Source organism: Facklamia miroungae (assembly GCF_012396555.1).
Classification (GTDB): domain Bacteria; phylum Bacillota; class Bacilli; order Lactobacillales; family Aerococcaceae; genus Facklamia; species Facklamia miroungae.
In genome coordinates this window covers 280213-297752 of sequence record NZ_JAAXPS010000001.1, presented here as the reverse complement: position 1 = coordinate 297752, position 17540 = coordinate 280213, and the positions used below count along the sequence as shown (strand labels likewise).

The 17540-nt window shown below is 39.3% G+C and carries 15 protein-coding genes and 1 riboswitch; of the genes, 14 read left to right on the top strand and 1 reads right to left on the bottom strand.

What is annotated here, in order from left to right:
* The first annotated feature begins 5 nt into the window (after positions 1–5).
* The 14 genes from HF969_RS01490 (at position 6) to HF969_RS01425 (ending at position 14909) form a co-directional block, all read left to right on the top strand.
* Complete coding sequence (locus HF969_RS01490) at positions 6–731, top strand: pseudouridine synthase (RefSeq protein WP_090289000.1); 726 nt, start codon at positions 6–8, stop codon at positions 729–731.
* Positions 732–779: 48 nt separating this feature from the next.
* A riboswitch (FMN riboswitch) is annotated at positions 780–901 on the top strand.
* Positions 902–1004: 103 nt separating this feature from the next.
* Complete coding sequence (locus tag HF969_RS01485; RefSeq protein ID WP_090288999.1) at positions 1005–1634, top strand: ECF transporter S component; 630 nt, start codon at positions 1005–1007, stop codon at positions 1632–1634.
* Positions 1635–1785: 151 nt separating this feature from the next.
* Entirely contained in the window at positions 1786–2400 is a 615-nt protein-coding gene (locus tag HF969_RS01480) for a LysM peptidoglycan-binding domain-containing protein (RefSeq protein ID WP_090288998.1), read from the top strand.
* A 59-nt stretch (positions 2401–2459) separates the two neighbouring features.
* On the top strand, positions 2460–3125 hold the full coding sequence (gene cmk, locus HF969_RS01475) for a (d)CMP kinase (RefSeq protein ID WP_090288997.1): 666 nt from the start codon (positions 2460–2462) through the stop codon (positions 3123–3125).
* Positions 3126–3510: 385 nt separating this feature from the next.
* Entirely contained in the window at positions 3511–4791 is a 1281-nt protein-coding gene (gene rpsA, locus HF969_RS01470) for a 30S ribosomal protein S1 (RefSeq protein WP_245694793.1), read from the top strand.
* Positions 4792–4894: 103 nt separating this feature from the next.
* Positions 4895–6208, top strand: coding sequence for a ribosome biogenesis GTPase Der (gene der, locus HF969_RS01465; RefSeq protein ID WP_090288995.1), 1314 nt, complete (start codon positions 4895–4897; stop codon positions 6206–6208).
* Between the two features lie 132 nt (positions 6209–6340).
* Positions 6341–6616, top strand: coding sequence for an HU family DNA-binding protein (locus HF969_RS01460; RefSeq protein ID WP_090288994.1), 276 nt, complete (start codon positions 6341–6343; stop codon positions 6614–6616).
* 168 nt (positions 6617–6784) lie between these two features.
* Positions 6785–7984, top strand: a complete 1200-nt coding sequence (locus tag HF969_RS01455; protein WP_090288993.1) for a tetratricopeptide repeat protein — start codon at positions 6785–6787, stop codon at positions 7982–7984.
* Between the two features lie 34 nt (positions 7985–8018).
* Entirely contained in the window at positions 8019–8549 is a 531-nt protein-coding gene (locus HF969_RS01450) for a YpiB family protein (protein ID WP_168427129.1), read from the top strand.
* Between the two features lie 4 nt (positions 8550–8553).
* Positions 8554–9771 (top strand): CCA tRNA nucleotidyltransferase, encoded by a 1218-nt coding sequence (locus tag HF969_RS01445; RefSeq protein WP_090288991.1) that lies wholly within the window; start codon positions 8554–8556, stop codon positions 9769–9771.
* A gap of 27 nt (positions 9772–9798) precedes the next feature.
* Complete coding sequence (locus HF969_RS01440) at positions 9799–12333, top strand: exonuclease domain-containing protein (RefSeq protein WP_090288990.1); 2535 nt, start codon at positions 9799–9801, stop codon at positions 12331–12333.
* Between the two features lie 36 nt (positions 12334–12369).
* Positions 12370–12846: a hypothetical protein gene (locus HF969_RS01435; RefSeq protein ID WP_090288989.1), complete on the top strand. Its 477-nt coding sequence runs from the start codon at positions 12370–12372 to the stop codon at positions 12844–12846.
* 15 nt (positions 12847–12861) lie between these two features.
* Positions 12862–14160, top strand: a complete 1299-nt coding sequence (asnS, locus tag HF969_RS01430) for an asparagine--tRNA ligase (RefSeq protein ID WP_090288988.1) — start codon at positions 12862–12864, stop codon at positions 14158–14160.
* Between the two features lie 20 nt (positions 14161–14180).
* Positions 14181–14909, top strand: coding sequence for a DnaD domain-containing protein (locus HF969_RS01425; RefSeq protein ID WP_090288987.1), 729 nt, complete (start codon positions 14181–14183; stop codon positions 14907–14909).
* 146 nt (positions 14910–15055) lie between these two features.
* Here HF969_RS01425 and HF969_RS01420 read toward each other — a convergent pair whose 3' ends face one another.
* A complete protein-coding gene (locus HF969_RS01420; RefSeq protein ID WP_090288986.1) occupies positions 15056–17533 on the bottom strand; it encodes a transglycosylase domain-containing protein in 2478 nt (825 codons plus the stop codon).
* Positions 17534–17540 lie beyond the last annotated feature (7 nt).

The following is a 17540-nucleotide window of genomic DNA, read 5'->3' as shown; positions in this document are numbered from 1 at the left end:
GAATTATGGAAAGACTACAAAAAGTAATGGCCCATGCAGGAATTGCCAGTCGTCGCAAATGCGAAGACATCATTCTAGAAGGCCGTGTCAAAGTCAATGGACAAGTTGTACGTGAATTAGGTATCAAAGTTCATGCGAGCGACCGCATCGAAGTCGATGAGGTTCCTATATACAAAGAAGAACCACGCTATCTTTTACTGTATAAACCTAAAAATTATATCTCAGCAGTCGCTGATGATAAAGGTCGACCAGTTGTGACCGACTTAATACAGGGGATCCAAGAACGCATTTATCCGATTGGTCGGTTAGATTTTGATACGACAGGCTTACTCTTGCTCACTAATGATGGTGATTTTGCCAATAAAATGATGCACCCTAAACACCAGATTAATAAAACATATATTGCTAAATTAGGGGGTATTCCAACTCCAAAAGAATTGCGGATGCTAGAAAAGGGCGTCATAATTGACGGGCAAAAGACTTCAAAAGCTCGAGCTCGATTGATTTCCAGCAACCAAGATAACCGGACAGCGATTGCCCAATTAACCATTCATGAGGGCTGGAACCATCAAGTTAAAAAAATGTTTGAAGCAATCGGGTATCCCGTCTTTAAATTGAAGCGTGAATCTTTTGCATTTCTCGGTTTAGATGATCTCAAACCGGGTATGTGGCGTGACCTTACTGCTTTTGAAGTGGACAAGTTGAGTAAAATGGCAGATGACAGTCAATAAATTACTTGCTTAAATTCGAGACAAATGGTATACTCTAATTAAATTAAATAACGTCTTCGGGGCAGGGTGTAATTCCCGACCGGCGGTAAAGTCCGCGAACCTAGTTGTGATTAGGTTGAACTGGTGTAACTCCAGTACCGACAGTAAAGTCTGGATGGTAGAAGATAATATATTGATAAGTATACGCTTATTTATGCTACCATCCGCTCAATGTGAGTGGATGTTTTTTTATCAATAGAGACTCCTAAAGACGTAAAAAAAAGGAGAATCGTTATGAAAAACAGTAAGGTAAAAAAAGTCACACTTCTAGCAATTTTAGGAGCCTGGGCAGTTGTATTGCGGTTTTTTGATTTCCCAATCCTTCCTTTTGCTCCCTTTTTAAAGGTCGATTTTTCAGATTTAATGGCTTTAGTGGGGATGTTAATCTATGGACCACAAGGTCTAATTGCCGTTGCCGTCATTCGTGACTTGATTAATTTTCTGCTCAAAGGGGGCGAGTCAGGTATTCCCATCGGGATGCTGATGAGTTTAACAGCTACTTTGGCTATGTTTTTACCGACTCATTTTATTTTAAAATACTTGAGAAACAAAGGGCAGACCCTCAAATTTTCCTTAATCAGTCTGACCTTGATAGTAAGCTTAGCTTTGTCTATGTCGCTATTTAATTATTATTTTGCGCTCCCTATCTATGTTAAAGTGATGAATTTCCCTATCGATGATTATTTTGCCTATATAATGTCAGTCATTATCCCCTTTAATTTAATTAAAGGCTTGATCATGGCAGCTGGACAGGTATTTGTCATCAAATCGATGCGAACCTTCTTTGCTGGTAGGGTGACTCTTTACTCGGGATATTTAACCAAAAGTTTTCAATCACATCTAAAAATTCTTCACCAACAATAGTTATTTTTTATTTTCTAAGTAGATTGTGTTTGCATCAAGTATAGAGTTTGCTATAATATAGGAAATTAGACTCATATGCTAATCTAGCCTTTTTAGGGTTTGTTGCTATGAATAGATATACTCAATATCGATCAGTGTAGGAGGAAGCTTGATGGCAAAGGATAATGAACGTTTTGATCAACCGCAAAATAAAGATCAAATTGGAAATGAAAAAGCAAAATCTAAAAAATTCTCAGCTCCATGGAATAATAAGTTTGGAGAGGACGAGAATTTTAAAAATCGCCAATTTTCAAGATCGGCTCGGAATCAACCTCAAAAGGAAGCAACTGCTTTATCAAAAGCATTGATGTTCTTCTTAATTTTCGTTTTGATATTCCCATTTCTGTTGTATGCCTATATTAATTCGCAACAGAATTCTAAACCAGTTGAGAATAAGACGGCTGAACAAGTTGTTTTAAGTAAGAAAACGACGGAGGAAACGACGACAACTAAAGAAGAAGAAAAGACTACAACAAAGGAAAGTGACGCGATTACACGTGAAATTGAGGAGACAACAACAAGTCAAGCGCCTGTTGCCACGACTCAACCACCAGCTGAAACACCAGTGCAAACACAAGCACCAACAACTTATCATACGGTAAGTGCGGGAGAATCATGGTGGTCCATTTCACAAGCCTATGGTGTAGATGTTTATGAATTAGCTGCAGCCAATGGCACTTCGATTGACGGCACCTTGATGCCAGGATCGCAAATCGTAATCCCTTAATAAGAAATAAAAAAAGGCTGAGAGGATTCTCAGCCTTTTTCTGAGAAAGGAAATAACCCATGTTTAGTATTGCTATTGACGGACCCGCTTCCTCAGGTAAATCGACTATTGCCAAGCTCATCGCTAAAAAATACAACTTGACATATATTGATACCGGCGCCATGTACCGCGCGATTACTTTAGCCTGTTTATTAAATAAGATTAATATCAATGATCCCCATCGTTTAGGCGAAATATTAAAAGCTGTTAACATTTCTTTTGCAATGGAAGGGGATCAGCAAAAAGTTTTAATTAATGGTCACGATGTAACCCAAGAAATCCGTTCGGTTGAAGTCACCCAGAATGTCTCAAAGGTTTCGGCCAATTTGACGGTGAGACAAACTTTAGTTCAACAACAACAAGAAATTGCGCGCCAAGAATCTGTAGTGATGGATGGACGCGATATTGGAACCGTCGTATTGCCACAAGCTAGTCTTAAATTCTACTTGGTAGCTTCCAGCCACATTCGAGCCCAAAGGCGTTATCAAGAAAATATGGCCAAGGGGATGAAAACCCAATCCTTAGCTGAGATTGAGGCAGAGATTATTAAACGTGACCAATATGATATGACAAGGACCCATAGCCCTTTACAAAAAGCAGAAGATGCGATTGAAATTGATACCTCAAATCTGTCGATTGACCAAGTTGTTGATCAGTTGAGTGATTATATTGATCCCCTTCAATAAAGCAAGTATAAACCTAGAAGATTTGATGTTTCACAATCGATCTAGGTTTTTTGTTTTTTAAAATTAAAAGCTCAGCAACTAGACGCAACGACCATTTTATAAGATAAAAATATTGATAATATCATGCTTAATCGTAATATACGCTAGACGATAGCTAATTCTTTTGTTATAATATTTTTTAGAGTGCTTGCATAGTATCTATGTAAGCAACAATTTTTATAGGTAACGCTTAGGAGGAACTGGTAGAATGTCAGAGTTTGTTGAGAATAATGAAGTAACAGAAGAGGTAGAAGCAACTGAAGAGGTTGAAGCTACCGAAGTAACTGAGGAAAAAGAAGTAGAAGAAGTAAAAGAAGAAGAAAATGCAAATGAATCCATCACAACAATGGAAGATGCATTAGACAGCGTCTTGGATATTAAGAGTGGCGACACTGTATACGGTGATGTCTTAGCTTTTGATGAAAACAATCAAGTACGTGTTGCAATTAAGAACAGTGGTGGATTAGAAGGTGTTATTCCCACTAATGAATTAGCTGCTACCCGCGTGGAAGATCCAAAAGAAATTGTAGCAATTGGTGATGAAATTGAATTAGTAGTTATTAAGCCAATTCAAGATAAAGAGAACGGAAACTTCCTCTTATCTAAAAAACGTGTGGATGCTAAAAAAGTATGGGCTGAATTAAAAGAAAAATCAGAAAATGGCGAAATAATCGAAGCACCTGTTAAAGATGTTGTTAAAGGTGGTTTAGTGGTTGACGCTGGCGTAAGAGGTTTTGTACCTGCTTCAATGGTAGAAGATTTCTTTGTAGATGATTTCTCTACTTATAAGGGTCAAACTTTAGAATTCAAGATCATTGAAATTGATGAAAGCGATAATCGTTTAATCTTGTCCCATAAAGAAATCGCTCGTGAAAAGCGTGAAGCAGAACGTGCTGAACGTATGGATGAATTAGAAGAAAACACAATTGTAGAAGGTAAAGTTGCTCGATTAACTAACTTCGGTGCCTTTATTGATCTTGGTGGTGTAGATGGACTTGTTCATATTAGCCGTATTGCACATGAACATGTTAAACATCCAAGTGATAAGTTAACTGTTGGTGAAACAATCCCAGTTAAGATTTTATCTATTGATAAAGAAGAAGGACGTATCTCATTGTCAATCAAGGATACTTTAGAAGGACCTTGGGAAAACATCGATGAGAAAGCTCCTGAAGGATCTGTTCATACAGGTACTGTTAAGCGTTTAACTAACTTTGGTGCTTTTGTAGAAGTATTCCCAGGTGTTGAAGGATTGGTTCACATTTCACAAATTGCTCATGAGCATATTGAAACTCCTCAAGACCGTTTGACTGAAGGACAAGAAGTTCAAGTGAAAGTACTTTCTAATGATGCAGAAGCTCAAAGATTATCACTTTCGATTAAAGCGCTTTTAGACAAGCCAGAAGGCTACGAAGAACCAGTTCGTCGTGAACGTTCTGAGTCAAATGATTCTGATCGTCCGCGCAGACCTAAGAGAAACCGTAACTCAAACAGTCAAGCACCTAGTCGTTCTAACGAACCACGTACAAACACTAACTCAATTAATGACGCAGCCAATGAAGGAAGCTTCACATTGGGTGACATGTTAGGTGACGCATTCAAGTCTCTACAAGACGATGCTGAGTAATCGAATCTAATAACATTACTTACTCCAATTGTTTCATTTCATTTTGCTTGACTAGCATGATGGAAGAAACAATTGGTTTTTAAATTTTTATGGAGGTGAAATGATGGAAATACCAGTGGTTGCAATTGTTGGCCGTCCGAATGTCGGTAAGTCAACTCTATTTAACCGTCTAATTGGTGACCGCTTGTCAATAGTAGCTGATCACGAAGGCGTAACCCGCGATCGGATTTATGCAACGGGGTCGTGGTTGGGGCGCGAATTTCGTTTGATTGACACCGGCGGAATTGACATAACTGATGAACCTTTGATGCAACAAATTAAATTTCAAGCGGAGATCGCGATGGAAGAAGCAGATATCATTATCTTTATGACTTCCAGTCGAGAAGGTGTGACGGATGCGGATGAAGCAATTGCCAATTACCTTCATCGAACCAATAAACCTGTTGTTTTAGCTGTGAACAAGGCAGACAACCCAGAACAAAGACAAGAAGTCTATGAATTTTATTCGTTAGGACATGGCGATCCGTTTCCTATTTCTTCTTCACACGGAACGGGAACAGGAGACCTGTTAGACCAATTAGTGTCCTTCTTTCCAGCAGAAAGCGATGCAGCAGATGATCAAGAACGGATTCGCTTTTCTTTTATTGGCAGTCCCAATGTGGGCAAATCGAGCTTAGTCAATGCTTTGCTGCAAGAAGAACGTGTCATTGTATCCAATATTGAAGGAACGACACGTGAAGCAGTGGATACGGATTTTGTCAGTCAATCGGGTCGCCATTTTACCGTGATCGATACGGCTGGTATCCGTAAACGCGGCAAGGTCTATGAGAACACGGAAAAGTATTCTGTCATGCGAGCCTTGTCTGCCATTGATCGGTCAGATATAGTCTGTCTAGTCATTGATGCTGAAACAGGTATCCGTGAACAAGATAAAAGAGTTGCCGGCTATGCCTTTGAGGCAAATAAAGGGATTATCATCCTGGTTAATAAATGGGATGCTGTTGATAAGACCGACAAGTTATTTGAGAAATTTACCGAAGATATCCGTAATGAATTTCAGTATTTATCCTTTGCCCCGATTCTTTTTGTTTCAGCCAAAACAGGACAGCGTTTAGATAAATTACCAGCTATGTTGGAAGAAATTTATGAGAACCGTTACCGTCGGATTCAATCTTCCGTCTTAAATGACGTATTGATGGATGCCATTGCAATGAATCCAACGCCGACAGATAAAGGAAGACGACTAAAAATATATTATATGACCCAGGTGGCTGTTAATCCACCAACTTTTGTAGTCTTTGTAAATGATACTGAACTAATGCATTTTTCCTATGAAAGATTTCTTGAAAACAAGATGCGTGATTCCTTCTATTTTGACGGAACCCCCCTTCATTTAATTATTCGCAATCGGAATTAAATGATTAGAAGATTTTATGGCAAAAACAAGGGCATTTCGTTGTCTTAACCTTGATGGTATGTTATTCTATACAAGAAATAATCATTCTATGATTATTTTCCAATATGTAGAATAAAAGGAGGAGATATACTAATGGCAAACAAAGCAGAATTAGTAGAACGCGTAGCAGGTAAAACTAACTTAACTAAGAAAGATGTTACAGCTACGGTTGAAGCATTATTCGAATCAGTTCAAGAATTTTTATCTGAAGGTGAAAAAGTTCAGATTATTGGTTTCGGAACTTTTGAGGTGCGTGATCGTGCAGCACGTAAAGGTCGTAACCCACAAACAGGTGAAGAAATCAAAATTGCTGCAACAAAAGTTCCAGGTTTCAAAGCTGGTAAAGCTTTAAAAGATGCAGTTAAATAATAATTGTTAACACTCAAGTGATGAAAGCTTCTGGCTTTCATCCTTTTTTTTATTTTATTTAAGACGCCTGTATGGATGAATGGAAACGGAATTTTAGTATTTGGCCATTATCTATTTGGTAGTAATTAATCCCCATGGTATAATAGTTTAAGCATGGAGGGAGTAAGTATGGATAATTTTTTCGATTTAATCGAGTCAAGTCCGGCGATTGAAGATCAATATAAGATCTTAAAGCGTGCGTTAAAGAAATTAGAGTTCTCAAATAAAGAACAATATGAGCAATTATTAAATCGGATTGAATCCTGGGGTCAGTCAGGCTACCGTCATTTACAGATTCAGTCTTATTTAGACCTCTATGAAAAATATCCAAGTTCAGCACTGGCTTTTTATTTAGGTCAAGCCTATTTGATGGTTGGACAATTTGACAAGGCCAATCAATGGATCGAAAAGGTCGATTCCAACCAATTACCTTTAGAAGCACGCTTAGTGGTAGCAGATGTCCATCTTAATGTGGGCCATTTGAACCAGACGAAAAAAGAACTCGAAGCGATTATTAAAGATTTTCCGCGGGATTATCGCGCTTATGTTAAGATGAGTCATTTTTATCGTCTTCAAGGTATTAATGAAAAGGCGATTCAGTATTTAGAGACTTTGATGGAATATTTTATATCTGAACCCGCATCCTTAAGACGGCAGTGGCGGACTCAACTTTTAGAGTTGTATTTAACGAGTGAAAGAATTGACGCTGTTAAGATCAAGGATTTATTTAATCAAGATCCAGACAATTTAGCCATCGAAACGGCGGATGAATGTTACTTACTGGCGCACTTTTATGCACAAATCAACGATTTCCAACATTCCAATGATTATTGTGAGCAAGGCTTAGCCCTTGAAGCGGATCATTTTGAGTTAAGACTTTTACAATTAGATAACCTGACTTGGCTAAATGACCGTGAAGGCTTTGCCTTGCGACTGGACCAATTACTCAAAAGACTACCACCTTTTGACGCAACCATTATGGATTGTTTAGTTTTAGCCAATCGGATTAAGGTCTATACTGCCAAACTAATTGACTTACTCGAAGCCTTTTATCCCTTATTAGAAAATACAGAAGACCAGTTTTTAGTTTTGTCTGCGTATGTATCATTTTATCTGGATAGAAAGGACTATCACCAAGCTAATCTTTTTATGGAAAAATTTGATTTAGCTTCAATTGATGAAGCACTATTGGCATACTTAAAAGGGAAAATCTTATTTGATCAAGGTGAAAAAGCAGCCGCTAAGGACTACCTTGAATTAGCCTGGAACCAACAAGTGGCTGCCGAGGATCTTGAAGATCTTATCCAGCAATTGACTACTTCAAAATAACAAAGAAATTATAATTTAGATGGGAGGGATGACAATGAATGAATTGCAAGAGAAGCACCAATTTTTAAATTGGATTATTTTTAACCATCCCCATCCCAATCGCGAAATTATGATCTTTTTAGCTTATTTACAGATGAAACATGACGAGCTTCAATGGCTTGAATTTTCCCATGATGTGATATATGCACCGAGGGGCATCAAGATTTCTTACCAGACCTCCCTCAATCAGCCTCTGATTTATTATAAAGGTCATTATATCTACCACCGAATTGACCAGGCTTTTCATGACTTTCGTTTAAATAGTCTTAAAAAAGAACAAAGCTTTTATTTTGAATTTGATTTTCCTGATTTTGAAGTAGAAGCCATGCGACGAGGAATTTTAAAAGATAATCCATTCACCCCTGTGACTTTAAAGGTCATTGACCAGGTCAATTATGAATTGGACCATCTCAGCCGGAAAGTCTATAAAAAGCTAATTATGGAAAAAATTGATAGTGCTTTAGAAAATCATAATTTTGATCTGATTAATCAGTGGATCGACCAGTATCGATCCGGTTTGGAGTGAGAGTATGCAAATTAATTTACAAGAACCGCTTTTTCAAGCAGCGATTCCCGTTTTAAAGCAAATTGAGTCTCATGGCTATGAGGCTTATTTTGTTGGGGGATCGATCCGAGATATGCTTTTAGGTAAAGTGATCGGTGATATTGATATTGCAACTTCTGCTTTTCCAGCAGAAATTCAGACGATCTTCCCCAAGCACTTTGATGTCGGAATCGAGCATGGGACAATTGTCGTCTTATACCAAGGCAATTCTTATGAAATTACAACTTTCCGTACGGAATCCACCTATTCGGACTACCGACGACCAGACCAGGTTGAATTTGTACGCAATTTAGAGTTAGATACCTTGCGGCGTGATTTTACTATCAATGCCATGGCAGTGGATGCTAGAGGAAATCTCTATGATTATCATGGCGGGTTTCAAGACTTGCAAAACAAACTTTTAAAAGCCGTAGGCAAACCCTTAGAACGTTTTCAAGAAGATGCTTTAAGGATTATGCGTGGGATCCGTTTTGCCAGTCAGTTGGGCTTTAGCCTGGAAGACCAGACTTTTTCAGCCATGTGTCAATTAGCGGGTAATTTAAGTAAAATATCGATCGAAAGAATTCGGATTGAACTCGAAAAGATGATGGCAGGATTCTACTTAGGCCAAACTTTAAAGTCTTTCGAACAAGCAAAGTTAGCACAAACATTTCCACAAGCTAAAACCTATGATTATTTACAAGGATTAGTCTGGCTAGTGGAGCGAACTCCTAATCATAGGGGACTGAGTCCTTGTATTTGTTGGTCACTCTTATTACAAGGAATGAAGGTAACCGATTCAAAGAAGCAAATCAGACTTTTAAAAGACTGGACCCTGTCTAATCGATTGATGAACCAAGTTGTTGATTTTTTGCGGTTGGATGATTTGCTTAGACAGAGAAAACTCGATAGAGAATCGATCTATCCTTTTGACCAAGAAGTGATCGATCAGATGCTAAACTATCTTACAATCAATAATGAACTAAAATTCATAAACCAGATTCATAATCTGCTAGCAAATCTGCCGATCCGTCAGCGTCAAGACTTAGCCATTAATGGCAAGCAAGTGATGCGAATACTCAATATGAAAAAAGGTGGCCCCATTATTGGCCAGCTATTAGACCACGTAGAGGGAATGGTTCTACGAGGTGAAATTGAAAACCAAACTGACCAATTAAGCCAGTGGATAGCAGAGAACAAATAAAACAAAGACCAAGAGAGGAGGGCCTTTATGAAATATGCGATCGTTGACCTCGAATCAACGGGACCACGCTTGGATAAGGGAGACCGCATTATTCAAATCGGCACCGTAATCTTTGAACAGGGCAAGCTAGTTGGTCAATATGAGATGTTAATTAATCCTGATTGTGAAATTCCACAAAATATTCAACAACTCACCGGTATTTGCCAAAAAGAGGTCGACCAAGCCCCTCACTTTGCCTCCGTTGCCAATTTATGGTTGAACCGCCTTGAAGACTGTCTCTTTATCGCCCACAATCTTAACCATGATTTAACCTTTATGCAGCATCATTTTCGAGAATGCGGTATTGAATTTGACCCTTTAGCGATCGATTCAGTTAAGCTGGCTAAAATTATCTTTCCTCAAGCCCTCGGTTTTAACCTGACCGACCTTAGCTGTTACCTCAATTTAGCATTTAATAATGCCCATCAAGCCTTAGCAGATGCCCAAATAACGGGTAAAATCCTGCACCTGATGGCAAACAAGCTGATGAGCCTACCAAAAGCTACTCAAGCCAAATTACTGGCCTTGGCAAAGGAATTAGATCACCAAGAAGAAATCTTTTTTAAACAGCCAGAATTATTTAGGTCTGTCGATCAAATAGACCAAGCTGATCCGATCAAGTCACAAATGAATCTGCCCATTCAAGCTCAGCCAAAAATGAACGCTCAAATCGATTGGTTGATTGAAAAGACCCTTGACACAGATCGCCTTGTCATCGAAGGTCAATGGCGTCCTATTAACTCTCAATTGATCAAAAAATGGCTAGCTGCGCTTTCCCAATCGCAGAATGTCTCCATTGTCTTGGCTATCTCAAGCCAATCCGCACTGGAAGAGTGGGCGAAGTTTTTAGATCAAGCACAAATAAGCTATAGCTTCTTATTGCGGCCCAGTCAGTACCTACACTTAGATCATTTCAAGCATTATCTTGATCAATTGGTGATTACTCATTTGAATCAGCAAGAATTGATCGTGATTGGTTCAACCTTAGTCTGGCTTGAGGAAACTCAAACAGGCCTATTAATGGAAATGAACCACGAAATGAAGATCTATGACCAGATGAAACGTTTTTATCAAGGCTTACTTCCCAGTCGTACCACTTCATATTTCTATCAAAAGGCATTAAATCATCATCATGATCAACCGCTTGTTTTGACGCAAACCACCTACCTGATGGAAGAGGTCAGTCATGCGCATGTCTTTCAAAAGCAGGCCGTTTTGGTCTGTGATAATCTTAGTTTATTAGCCCGTCATCTGTCCTTTTTTCATCAAGTGCGCTTAGAATACAGTCAGTTTCTAATTCTTTGCCAGCAGGTGCTGGATATCTTTTACCACCAAGACCGAGCAATAGCCTCCATTCAAGCTGCTATTATGCGCCTCGAGCATTTAATTAATTTGACCCGCCAACTTTTAAATATCCTGGAGGCTGAAATTAGACAAAGACAATTTGAACCGGTCGATGGTGAAAGTAGACGGGAAGTAAAAGTCCCCTCCCAAACAATCCAAGCCATTCAAACCGTTCACCAACAGCTTCAAAAGGGACTTAAACATTTGATTAATGACGAGGACCTCGAAGAACTCTTGTCTATTCATCCGAATCATCTGCAAGTCAAAATGACTAAAATGAAGTATTTTCTCATGCATTTGGATAACATACAGGCACAATTGACACAGGATAATGGTTACCTAATCATTCGGGTCAGTCAGATTGAAGATCGCTATTATCAATTTGAATTAATTTGGAAACCCATTCGTTTAGAGCAAGAATACCAGTCCGCTTTTGATCGATTTGAGCAAATAATCTTGTTTAGTCCTGGTGACTTTCATTTCCGCCTTAAAAGTGGGACCTACTATCAATTAGGGCTCACTGACTATTCCTACCTTCATTTACCGCAACACATCGAAAAAAGTGAGGTAATTGTGCCGTTTACCTGGATTGCAAAAGAGAGTCGGGCCGATAAAAGAGTGAACGAACAGGCAAAATTATTAGGCGAATTCTTACAAGAAAGGATTCGAGAGGAATCTTTACCACCACTCAGTCTGATCATTGTCAATAACCGCCAACAGGCGATTGATAGTTACCGACAGCTAAAAAGTAAGCTGGCTGACCAAGACCAAGTCCGCATTTTAGCCCAACATGTTTCAGGTTCTTTGAATAAAATCAGACGGTTAGCTATGGATGGAATACCTACTATTCTGGTGATTCAGTGGCAATCCCTCTTAAATGAAAATTGGACCTTAGACCAACGCGCTTGTCAAATTTTCTGGACCCGTTTACCTTTTCGTTCATTAAAGGACTCGTATATCCTTGCTTTGGCTAACCATCTGGCGATTGAAGAAGACTTAATATTTGATCACTTGTTAGTGGAGCGGATGGTCGTTGATTTTTCGATTGCCTTTGATTACATCGATCGGCATTTTAACAGCCAAGCTTTTTATTTATTGGATGATCGCGTTTTCACTAAATATTATTCAAAAGAAATAAGACAGAAGCTTGAACATTTGATAGAATTTAATTTACAATAATGGATAGAACATATCAGAGGGGAAGAGAAGAAACTTATGAGTAAACGAACGGTTTCGATCTTGACATTCATAATCTTGTCAATCATGATAGCTTTATTGGCTGTTTTTATGAAGAGCCAAACGGCCTATAATTTAGCCCAAGAGGAAGCAATCGCCTTGGTTGAATACGACCATCAAGTAAAAAAACTAAAAGATTTTTATTGGACCACTACGGATCAAGCAACTTTTGCGCTTAATTTTTTTGACGAGAATAATCAGCAATTCTATGCTATTATTGAACGAGATGGTGGAGACATTCAGTACTATACAGTCGATGAATTGTTTACTGAAGACGAAGCAAAGTCAGTCACAGCAAGCCAAATCGAAAATCCAAATATTATGCAAGCTCGCTTAGGCCTTTATAAATCGGAACCCGTTTGGGAGATGACTTTAAAGAATCCGAATAATTCCATCACCTATTATCTGCTCTCAGCCAAAACAGGTGAGTGGATTCAAACCATATCAAACATTTAATAAGGAGGAAACTATATGGAAATTATCACAATGGACCAAGCGGTTTCGTACTTAAATCAAAAAGTACAAATCAATGCCTGGTTAACGAATAAACGTTCTTCAGGAAAGATCGCCTTTTTACAATTACGAGATGGCAAGACCTATTTCCAAGGTATTGTCTTAAAAGAGGAAGTAGGCGAAGAAGTTTTTGATACAGTCAAGGGACTGGGTCAAGAATCGAGTTTAAAATTAATTGGGACTGTTCAAGCAGATGAACGTTCTTCATTAGGCTATGAATTACTTGTTCATTCCATTGAAGTGGTTGGAGAAAGCCATGAGTACCCAATTACTCCTAAGGAACATGGGACAGACTTCTTAATGGATCACCGCCATTTGTGGTTGAGATCCAGTCGCCAACATGCCATTATGCAAATTCGTAACGAAATTATTCGGGCGACTTACGAGTTCTTCAATGATCGCGGTTTTGTGAAGATTGATCCACCAATCTTAACAGGGTCAGCCCCTGAAGGAACCACTGAACTTTTCCAGACGAAATATTTTGATGAGGATGCTTATTTATCTCAATCGGGACAGTTATATATGGAAGCTGCAGCGATGGCTTTGGGCAATGTTTTCTCATTTGGACCGACCTTTAGAGCAGAAAAGTCAAAAACACGTCGTCACTTGATTGAATTTTGGATGATGGAACCTGAAATGGCCTTTACGGACCATGAAGAGAGTTTACAAGTTCAAGAGCAATATGTGGCCTACTTAGTTAGAAACGTCATTGATAATTGCCATTTGGCACTCGAAACACTTGGGCGTGATATTGATGTGCTTGAAAAATACACTCAAGTCCCTTATCCAAGAATCGAATATACTGAAGCCGTTCAATTATTAAAAGACAATGGTTTTGATGATATTGAGTGGGGCGATGACTTCGGTTCACCGCACGAGACTTTCATTGCCAATCAAAATGACCAACCGGTCTTTATTATTAACTGGCCACGTTCAATTAAGCCTTTCTACATGAAGGTTAATCCAGACAATCCGGAAACCGTTCTATGTGCCGACATGATTGCGCCAGAAGGTTATGGGGAAATCATTGGTGGTTCACAAAGGATTGACGACTATGAGACCTTGGCTGAAAATATTAAATCCTTTAAATTAGATCCTGAAGTTTACGCTTGGTATTTAGACCTCAGAAAATATGGCTCTGTGCCACACTCAGGCTTTGGTTTAGGCTTAGAAAGAGCAGTCGCATGGATTTCTGGAATTGAACATATCCGTGAAACATCACCATTCCCACGTTTATTAAACCGTCTCTACCCATAAAAAAGTAAGGAGTTGGACCAATGGCAGGCTCAGTTTATGATTGGATGAAAACGGGTTATACCATGGTACCGAATCTTTTGATTGATCATTTTGGACAACTAGGACTCAATAGTAACGAATTCTTATTTATTACATATCTTTTAAAGCAAATTAATCAAAGTCAATCGGCGGATACCATTATTAATTTGTCGAACCAATTTGCTTGGGAGAGTGATTTGCTTTATGAGACACTCAATTCACTTCTGGATAAGAATTACTTAAATATTGAATTAGTGCCTGATGAAGAGGGCAAACAGACCGACCATTACACCTTAAGGCCCTTATTTGATAAGTTGGATGAATTAATTGCTGAGCAGAAGACGAAGCATACACCCTCTCGTCCTACTATTCAGCCAAAATCTGACCAGCAAATAAAAGCTGGACAACTGATCCAATTATTTGAAGAAGAATTTGGACGATCGCTCTCCAGTGTCGAATTAGAGATGCTTCATCAGTGGATCCAAAAAGAGGGCTATCAGCCTGATCTCGTTCATCAAGCACTCAAAGAAGCAGCCATTCGGCAAGTTTTTAATCTAAAATATATTGACCGGATTTTGCTCAATTGGCAAAAGCAAAACATTCAGACGGTTGACGAAGCGAGAGTGGCTAGCCAACAACATAGTCAGCCGAATTTTCAATCAGAAAGAATGACCCAAACACAAACATCCAAAATTAAAATTCCTATTTTAGAATGGAATAAGAAAGACTAATTTTCAAAAGCTTCAAAAGCCTTGGCTATTTTAAAGACTGGATAAAGTCTTAAAACATTGCTGGGGTTTTTTGATTTCTTAAAAAGCAAAAGGCTCATCTTCAAGCTTAGCTTGAGGATGAGCCTTTTAAGTGTATAACAGTTCAATTAAGGACCGTCATTATTTTCAAGTGAAGTCAGACCTTCTTCACCACCCGGATTAGGATTATTCGGGTCAGGTGCTAAAGTCGTCTCGCTCGTTTCAAGAGTAGATTCTTCACTGGTTGAGGTTTCTTCCACTGATAGGTCGAAATTGATCATTAAGCGGTCAGAAGCTGAATAGCCATCGACAATTCTTAAACCAAGTTCATAGTAGCCTGGAGCAGGGGCTTCAACCTTAAATTCAGTATCCGTTCCAATATAGATCACATTACCATTAAGACTCAGTTCAAAAGTTCCTTGAATAGTCAGTGGATCCCATTTTGCTTCAATTTCTTGCGTTTCTTCGTTGTATTCGGCATCAAATCCGGTTGGAGCAGGTAGAACCTTGTAGACTGGTGAAATTTGAGTGGGTTGAGTACCCTTTACAAAAAGTTCATTCGACCGCATGTTTGCAGGGGTCTGAGGACTGGGCTTTTGTAAAGGTTGGGTATATTTCTCAATTTCAGCGATTTCAACAGAGTCGGGTTTTTGCCAATCAACTATTGGAACGTCTTGCATCAGGTATTGAATCATTTCCTGGTAGATCATTTGTGGAATCAATGAATCTTGATAGCTTAATTGATGACCCGTTTGATAAGGATCGTCATAGCCGACCCAAGTTGCAATCGCGTATTGAGGGGTGAAGCCCGCATACCAAGCATCAGGTGCCGCAAAAATTTCGGGATCAATTCCCAATTCCGCACGCTGCTGGTTGGAATAGTTGGTGGTTCCTGTTTTACCGGCATGATAAAGGCCGTTAACAGCGGCTTTTTCAGCAAAGGTGCCCGGTACACCTTTCAAGATATCAATTAACATATAGGCGGTCGAATCTTTCATCGCCTGGCGACTTTCTGCTTGGAATTCTTGAATCGTTCCAGCTTGGGTGACCACTTTATTGACAGTATATGGCTTATAATAGTTACCATAATTGGCAATCGTGGCATAAGCGGCTGCTAATTGAATCGGAGTCATCTCGCCACCAATTGCATTGGATTCAACCAGTTCGCGTTGATTATTATTTTTGATGTTAATGTCCATTTTTTGTAAGAAAGAATAAGACTTATCCAAGCCCACTTCTTGTAGTAATTTAAGGGCAGGGATATTACGTGACCCAACCAAGGCCTCTCGTAGTGTTTGTTTGCCTTTATAATTCATATCATAGTTATAAATTTCATCACCAGAGCTATATTGGTAAGGTTCATCAACAACAGTTTGACCGGTTGAATAATTCAAGTATTCAATCGCTGGTCCATAATCTGCCAAAGGCTTCATAGTGGAGCCAATACTGCGGTTAAGAGTCGTCGTACGGTTGAGTCCCATTGCTACTTCTTGATTGCGACCGCCGGATAGGGCAGTGATTTGGCCGTTATCAACATTAATGATGGAGACCGCTGTTTGCATCTTATCATTAGGGAATATTTGACCTGCTGAATCTTGAACAGTTTGATAAAGATGTTTTTGAGCTTCCAAATCGAGGTTGGTATAAATTTCTAAGCCATCGGTATAAACATTCAAATTCATCTTATCTTGCACTTCTTGCGCTACCACATCGATGTAAGCATCCACCATTAAGTCCTTCTCACTCAGGGTGTCATCATCGAGAGGGGTTAACATAGAAGAAACAGGAATGGCAATAGCTTGTTGATATTGGGCTTGACTGATCAATTTGCGCTTAAGCATCACTTGCAAGACAGTATCTCTACGTTCTTGGGCCACATCAGGGTAGAGGTATGGGTCATATTGAGTTGGAGCTTGTGGCAGTCCCGCCAAAAGTGCCGCTTCGGCCAAAGTAAGGTCTTTTAATTCTTTGCTAAAGAAGGTCCTGGCTGCTGTTTTAGCCCCATAAACATTATTGGAATAGAATAATTTGTTGAGATACAGGGAGAGAATCTCCTCTTTAGAGTATTCTTGTTCGAGTTTCAGTGAAAGCCAGGCTTCTTGCGCCTTTCTTTCTAAGGTTTGATCTTCAAATTTGGTTGAGAAGACCGACAATTTGACTAATTGTTGGGTAATGGTCGATCCCCCTTGACGAATATCTCCAGATTTAAGGTTGGCCAGAGCGGCTCCGACAATTCGAATCGGGTCAACCCCTTTATGTTCCATGAAGCGTGCATCTTCGATCGCTAAAACAGCTTCTTTAAGCACGTCAGGGATCTGGTCAGGCGTCATCAGTTCACGATTTTTGCCTCCTAGCGTTTTGACTAAGTTTCCCTCGTGGTCAAAGACTTTGGAAGAAACTTGCCCTGTGAGGTCATCCTGGCTGATCTCCGGGGCGGACATCGCATAGTAGGTAAAAAGACTAGCCCCAGCAATAAGGACCACCAGACCCAAAGAAAGCCCAATAATCAGGATGCGTTTGAGCCAAGTCAGATAATTGCGCTTGGGTGTCTTATTATATTGCTTTTGACGATACTTTTTTCTTTCAACACGACTTCCAGTAACCATATATATT

Bases quoted from the DNA above. Each gene is read 5' to 3' on its own strand.
- HF969_RS01445 (WP_090288991.1), top strand. From the start codon at position 8,554: ATGCAAATTAATTTACAAGAACCGCTTTTTCAAGCAGCGATTCCCGTT.
- HF969_RS01485 (WP_090288999.1), top strand. From the start codon at position 1,005: ATGAAAAACAGTAAGGTAAAAAAAGTCACACTTCTAGCAATTTTAGGA.
- HF969_RS01450 (WP_168427129.1), top strand. From the start codon at position 8,019: ATGAATGAATTGCAAGAGAAGCACCAATTTTTAAATTGGATTATTTTT.
- HF969_RS01435 (WP_090288989.1), top strand. From the start codon at position 12,370: ATGAGTAAACGAACGGTTTCGATCTTGACATTCATAATCTTGTCAATC.
- HF969_RS01455 (WP_090288993.1), top strand. From the start codon at position 6,785: ATGGATAATTTTTTCGATTTAATCGAGTCAAGTCCGGCGATTGAAGAT.
- asnS (WP_090288988.1), top strand. From the start codon at position 12,862: ATGGAAATTATCACAATGGACCAAGCGGTTTCGTACTTAAATCAAAAA.
- cmk (WP_090288997.1), top strand. From the start codon at position 2,460: ATGTTTAGTATTGCTATTGACGGACCCGCTTCCTCAGGTAAATCGACT.
- HF969_RS01460 (WP_090288994.1), top strand. From the start codon at position 6,341: ATGGCAAACAAAGCAGAATTAGTAGAACGCGTAGCAGGTAAAACTAAC.
- HF969_RS01420 (WP_090288986.1), bottom strand. From the start codon at position 17,533: ATGGTTACTGGAAGTCGTGTTGAAAGAAAAAAGTATCGTCAAAAGCAA.
- der (WP_090288995.1), top strand. From the start codon at position 4,895: ATGGAAATACCAGTGGTTGCAATTGTTGGCCGTCCGAATGTCGGTAAG.
- HF969_RS01480 (WP_090288998.1), top strand. From the start codon at position 1,786: ATGGCAAAGGATAATGAACGTTTTGATCAACCGCAAAATAAAGATCAA.
- HF969_RS01440 (WP_090288990.1), top strand. From the start codon at position 9,799: ATGAAATATGCGATCGTTGACCTCGAATCAACGGGACCACGCTTGGAT.
- HF969_RS01490 (WP_090289000.1), top strand. From the start codon at position 6: ATGGAAAGACTACAAAAAGTAATGGCCCATGCAGGAATTGCCAGTCGT.
- HF969_RS01425 (WP_090288987.1), top strand. From the start codon at position 14,181: ATGGCAGGCTCAGTTTATGATTGGATGAAAACGGGTTATACCATGGTA.
- rpsA (WP_245694793.1), top strand. From the start codon at position 3,511: ATGGAAGATGCATTAGACAGCGTCTTGGATATTAAGAGTGGCGACACT.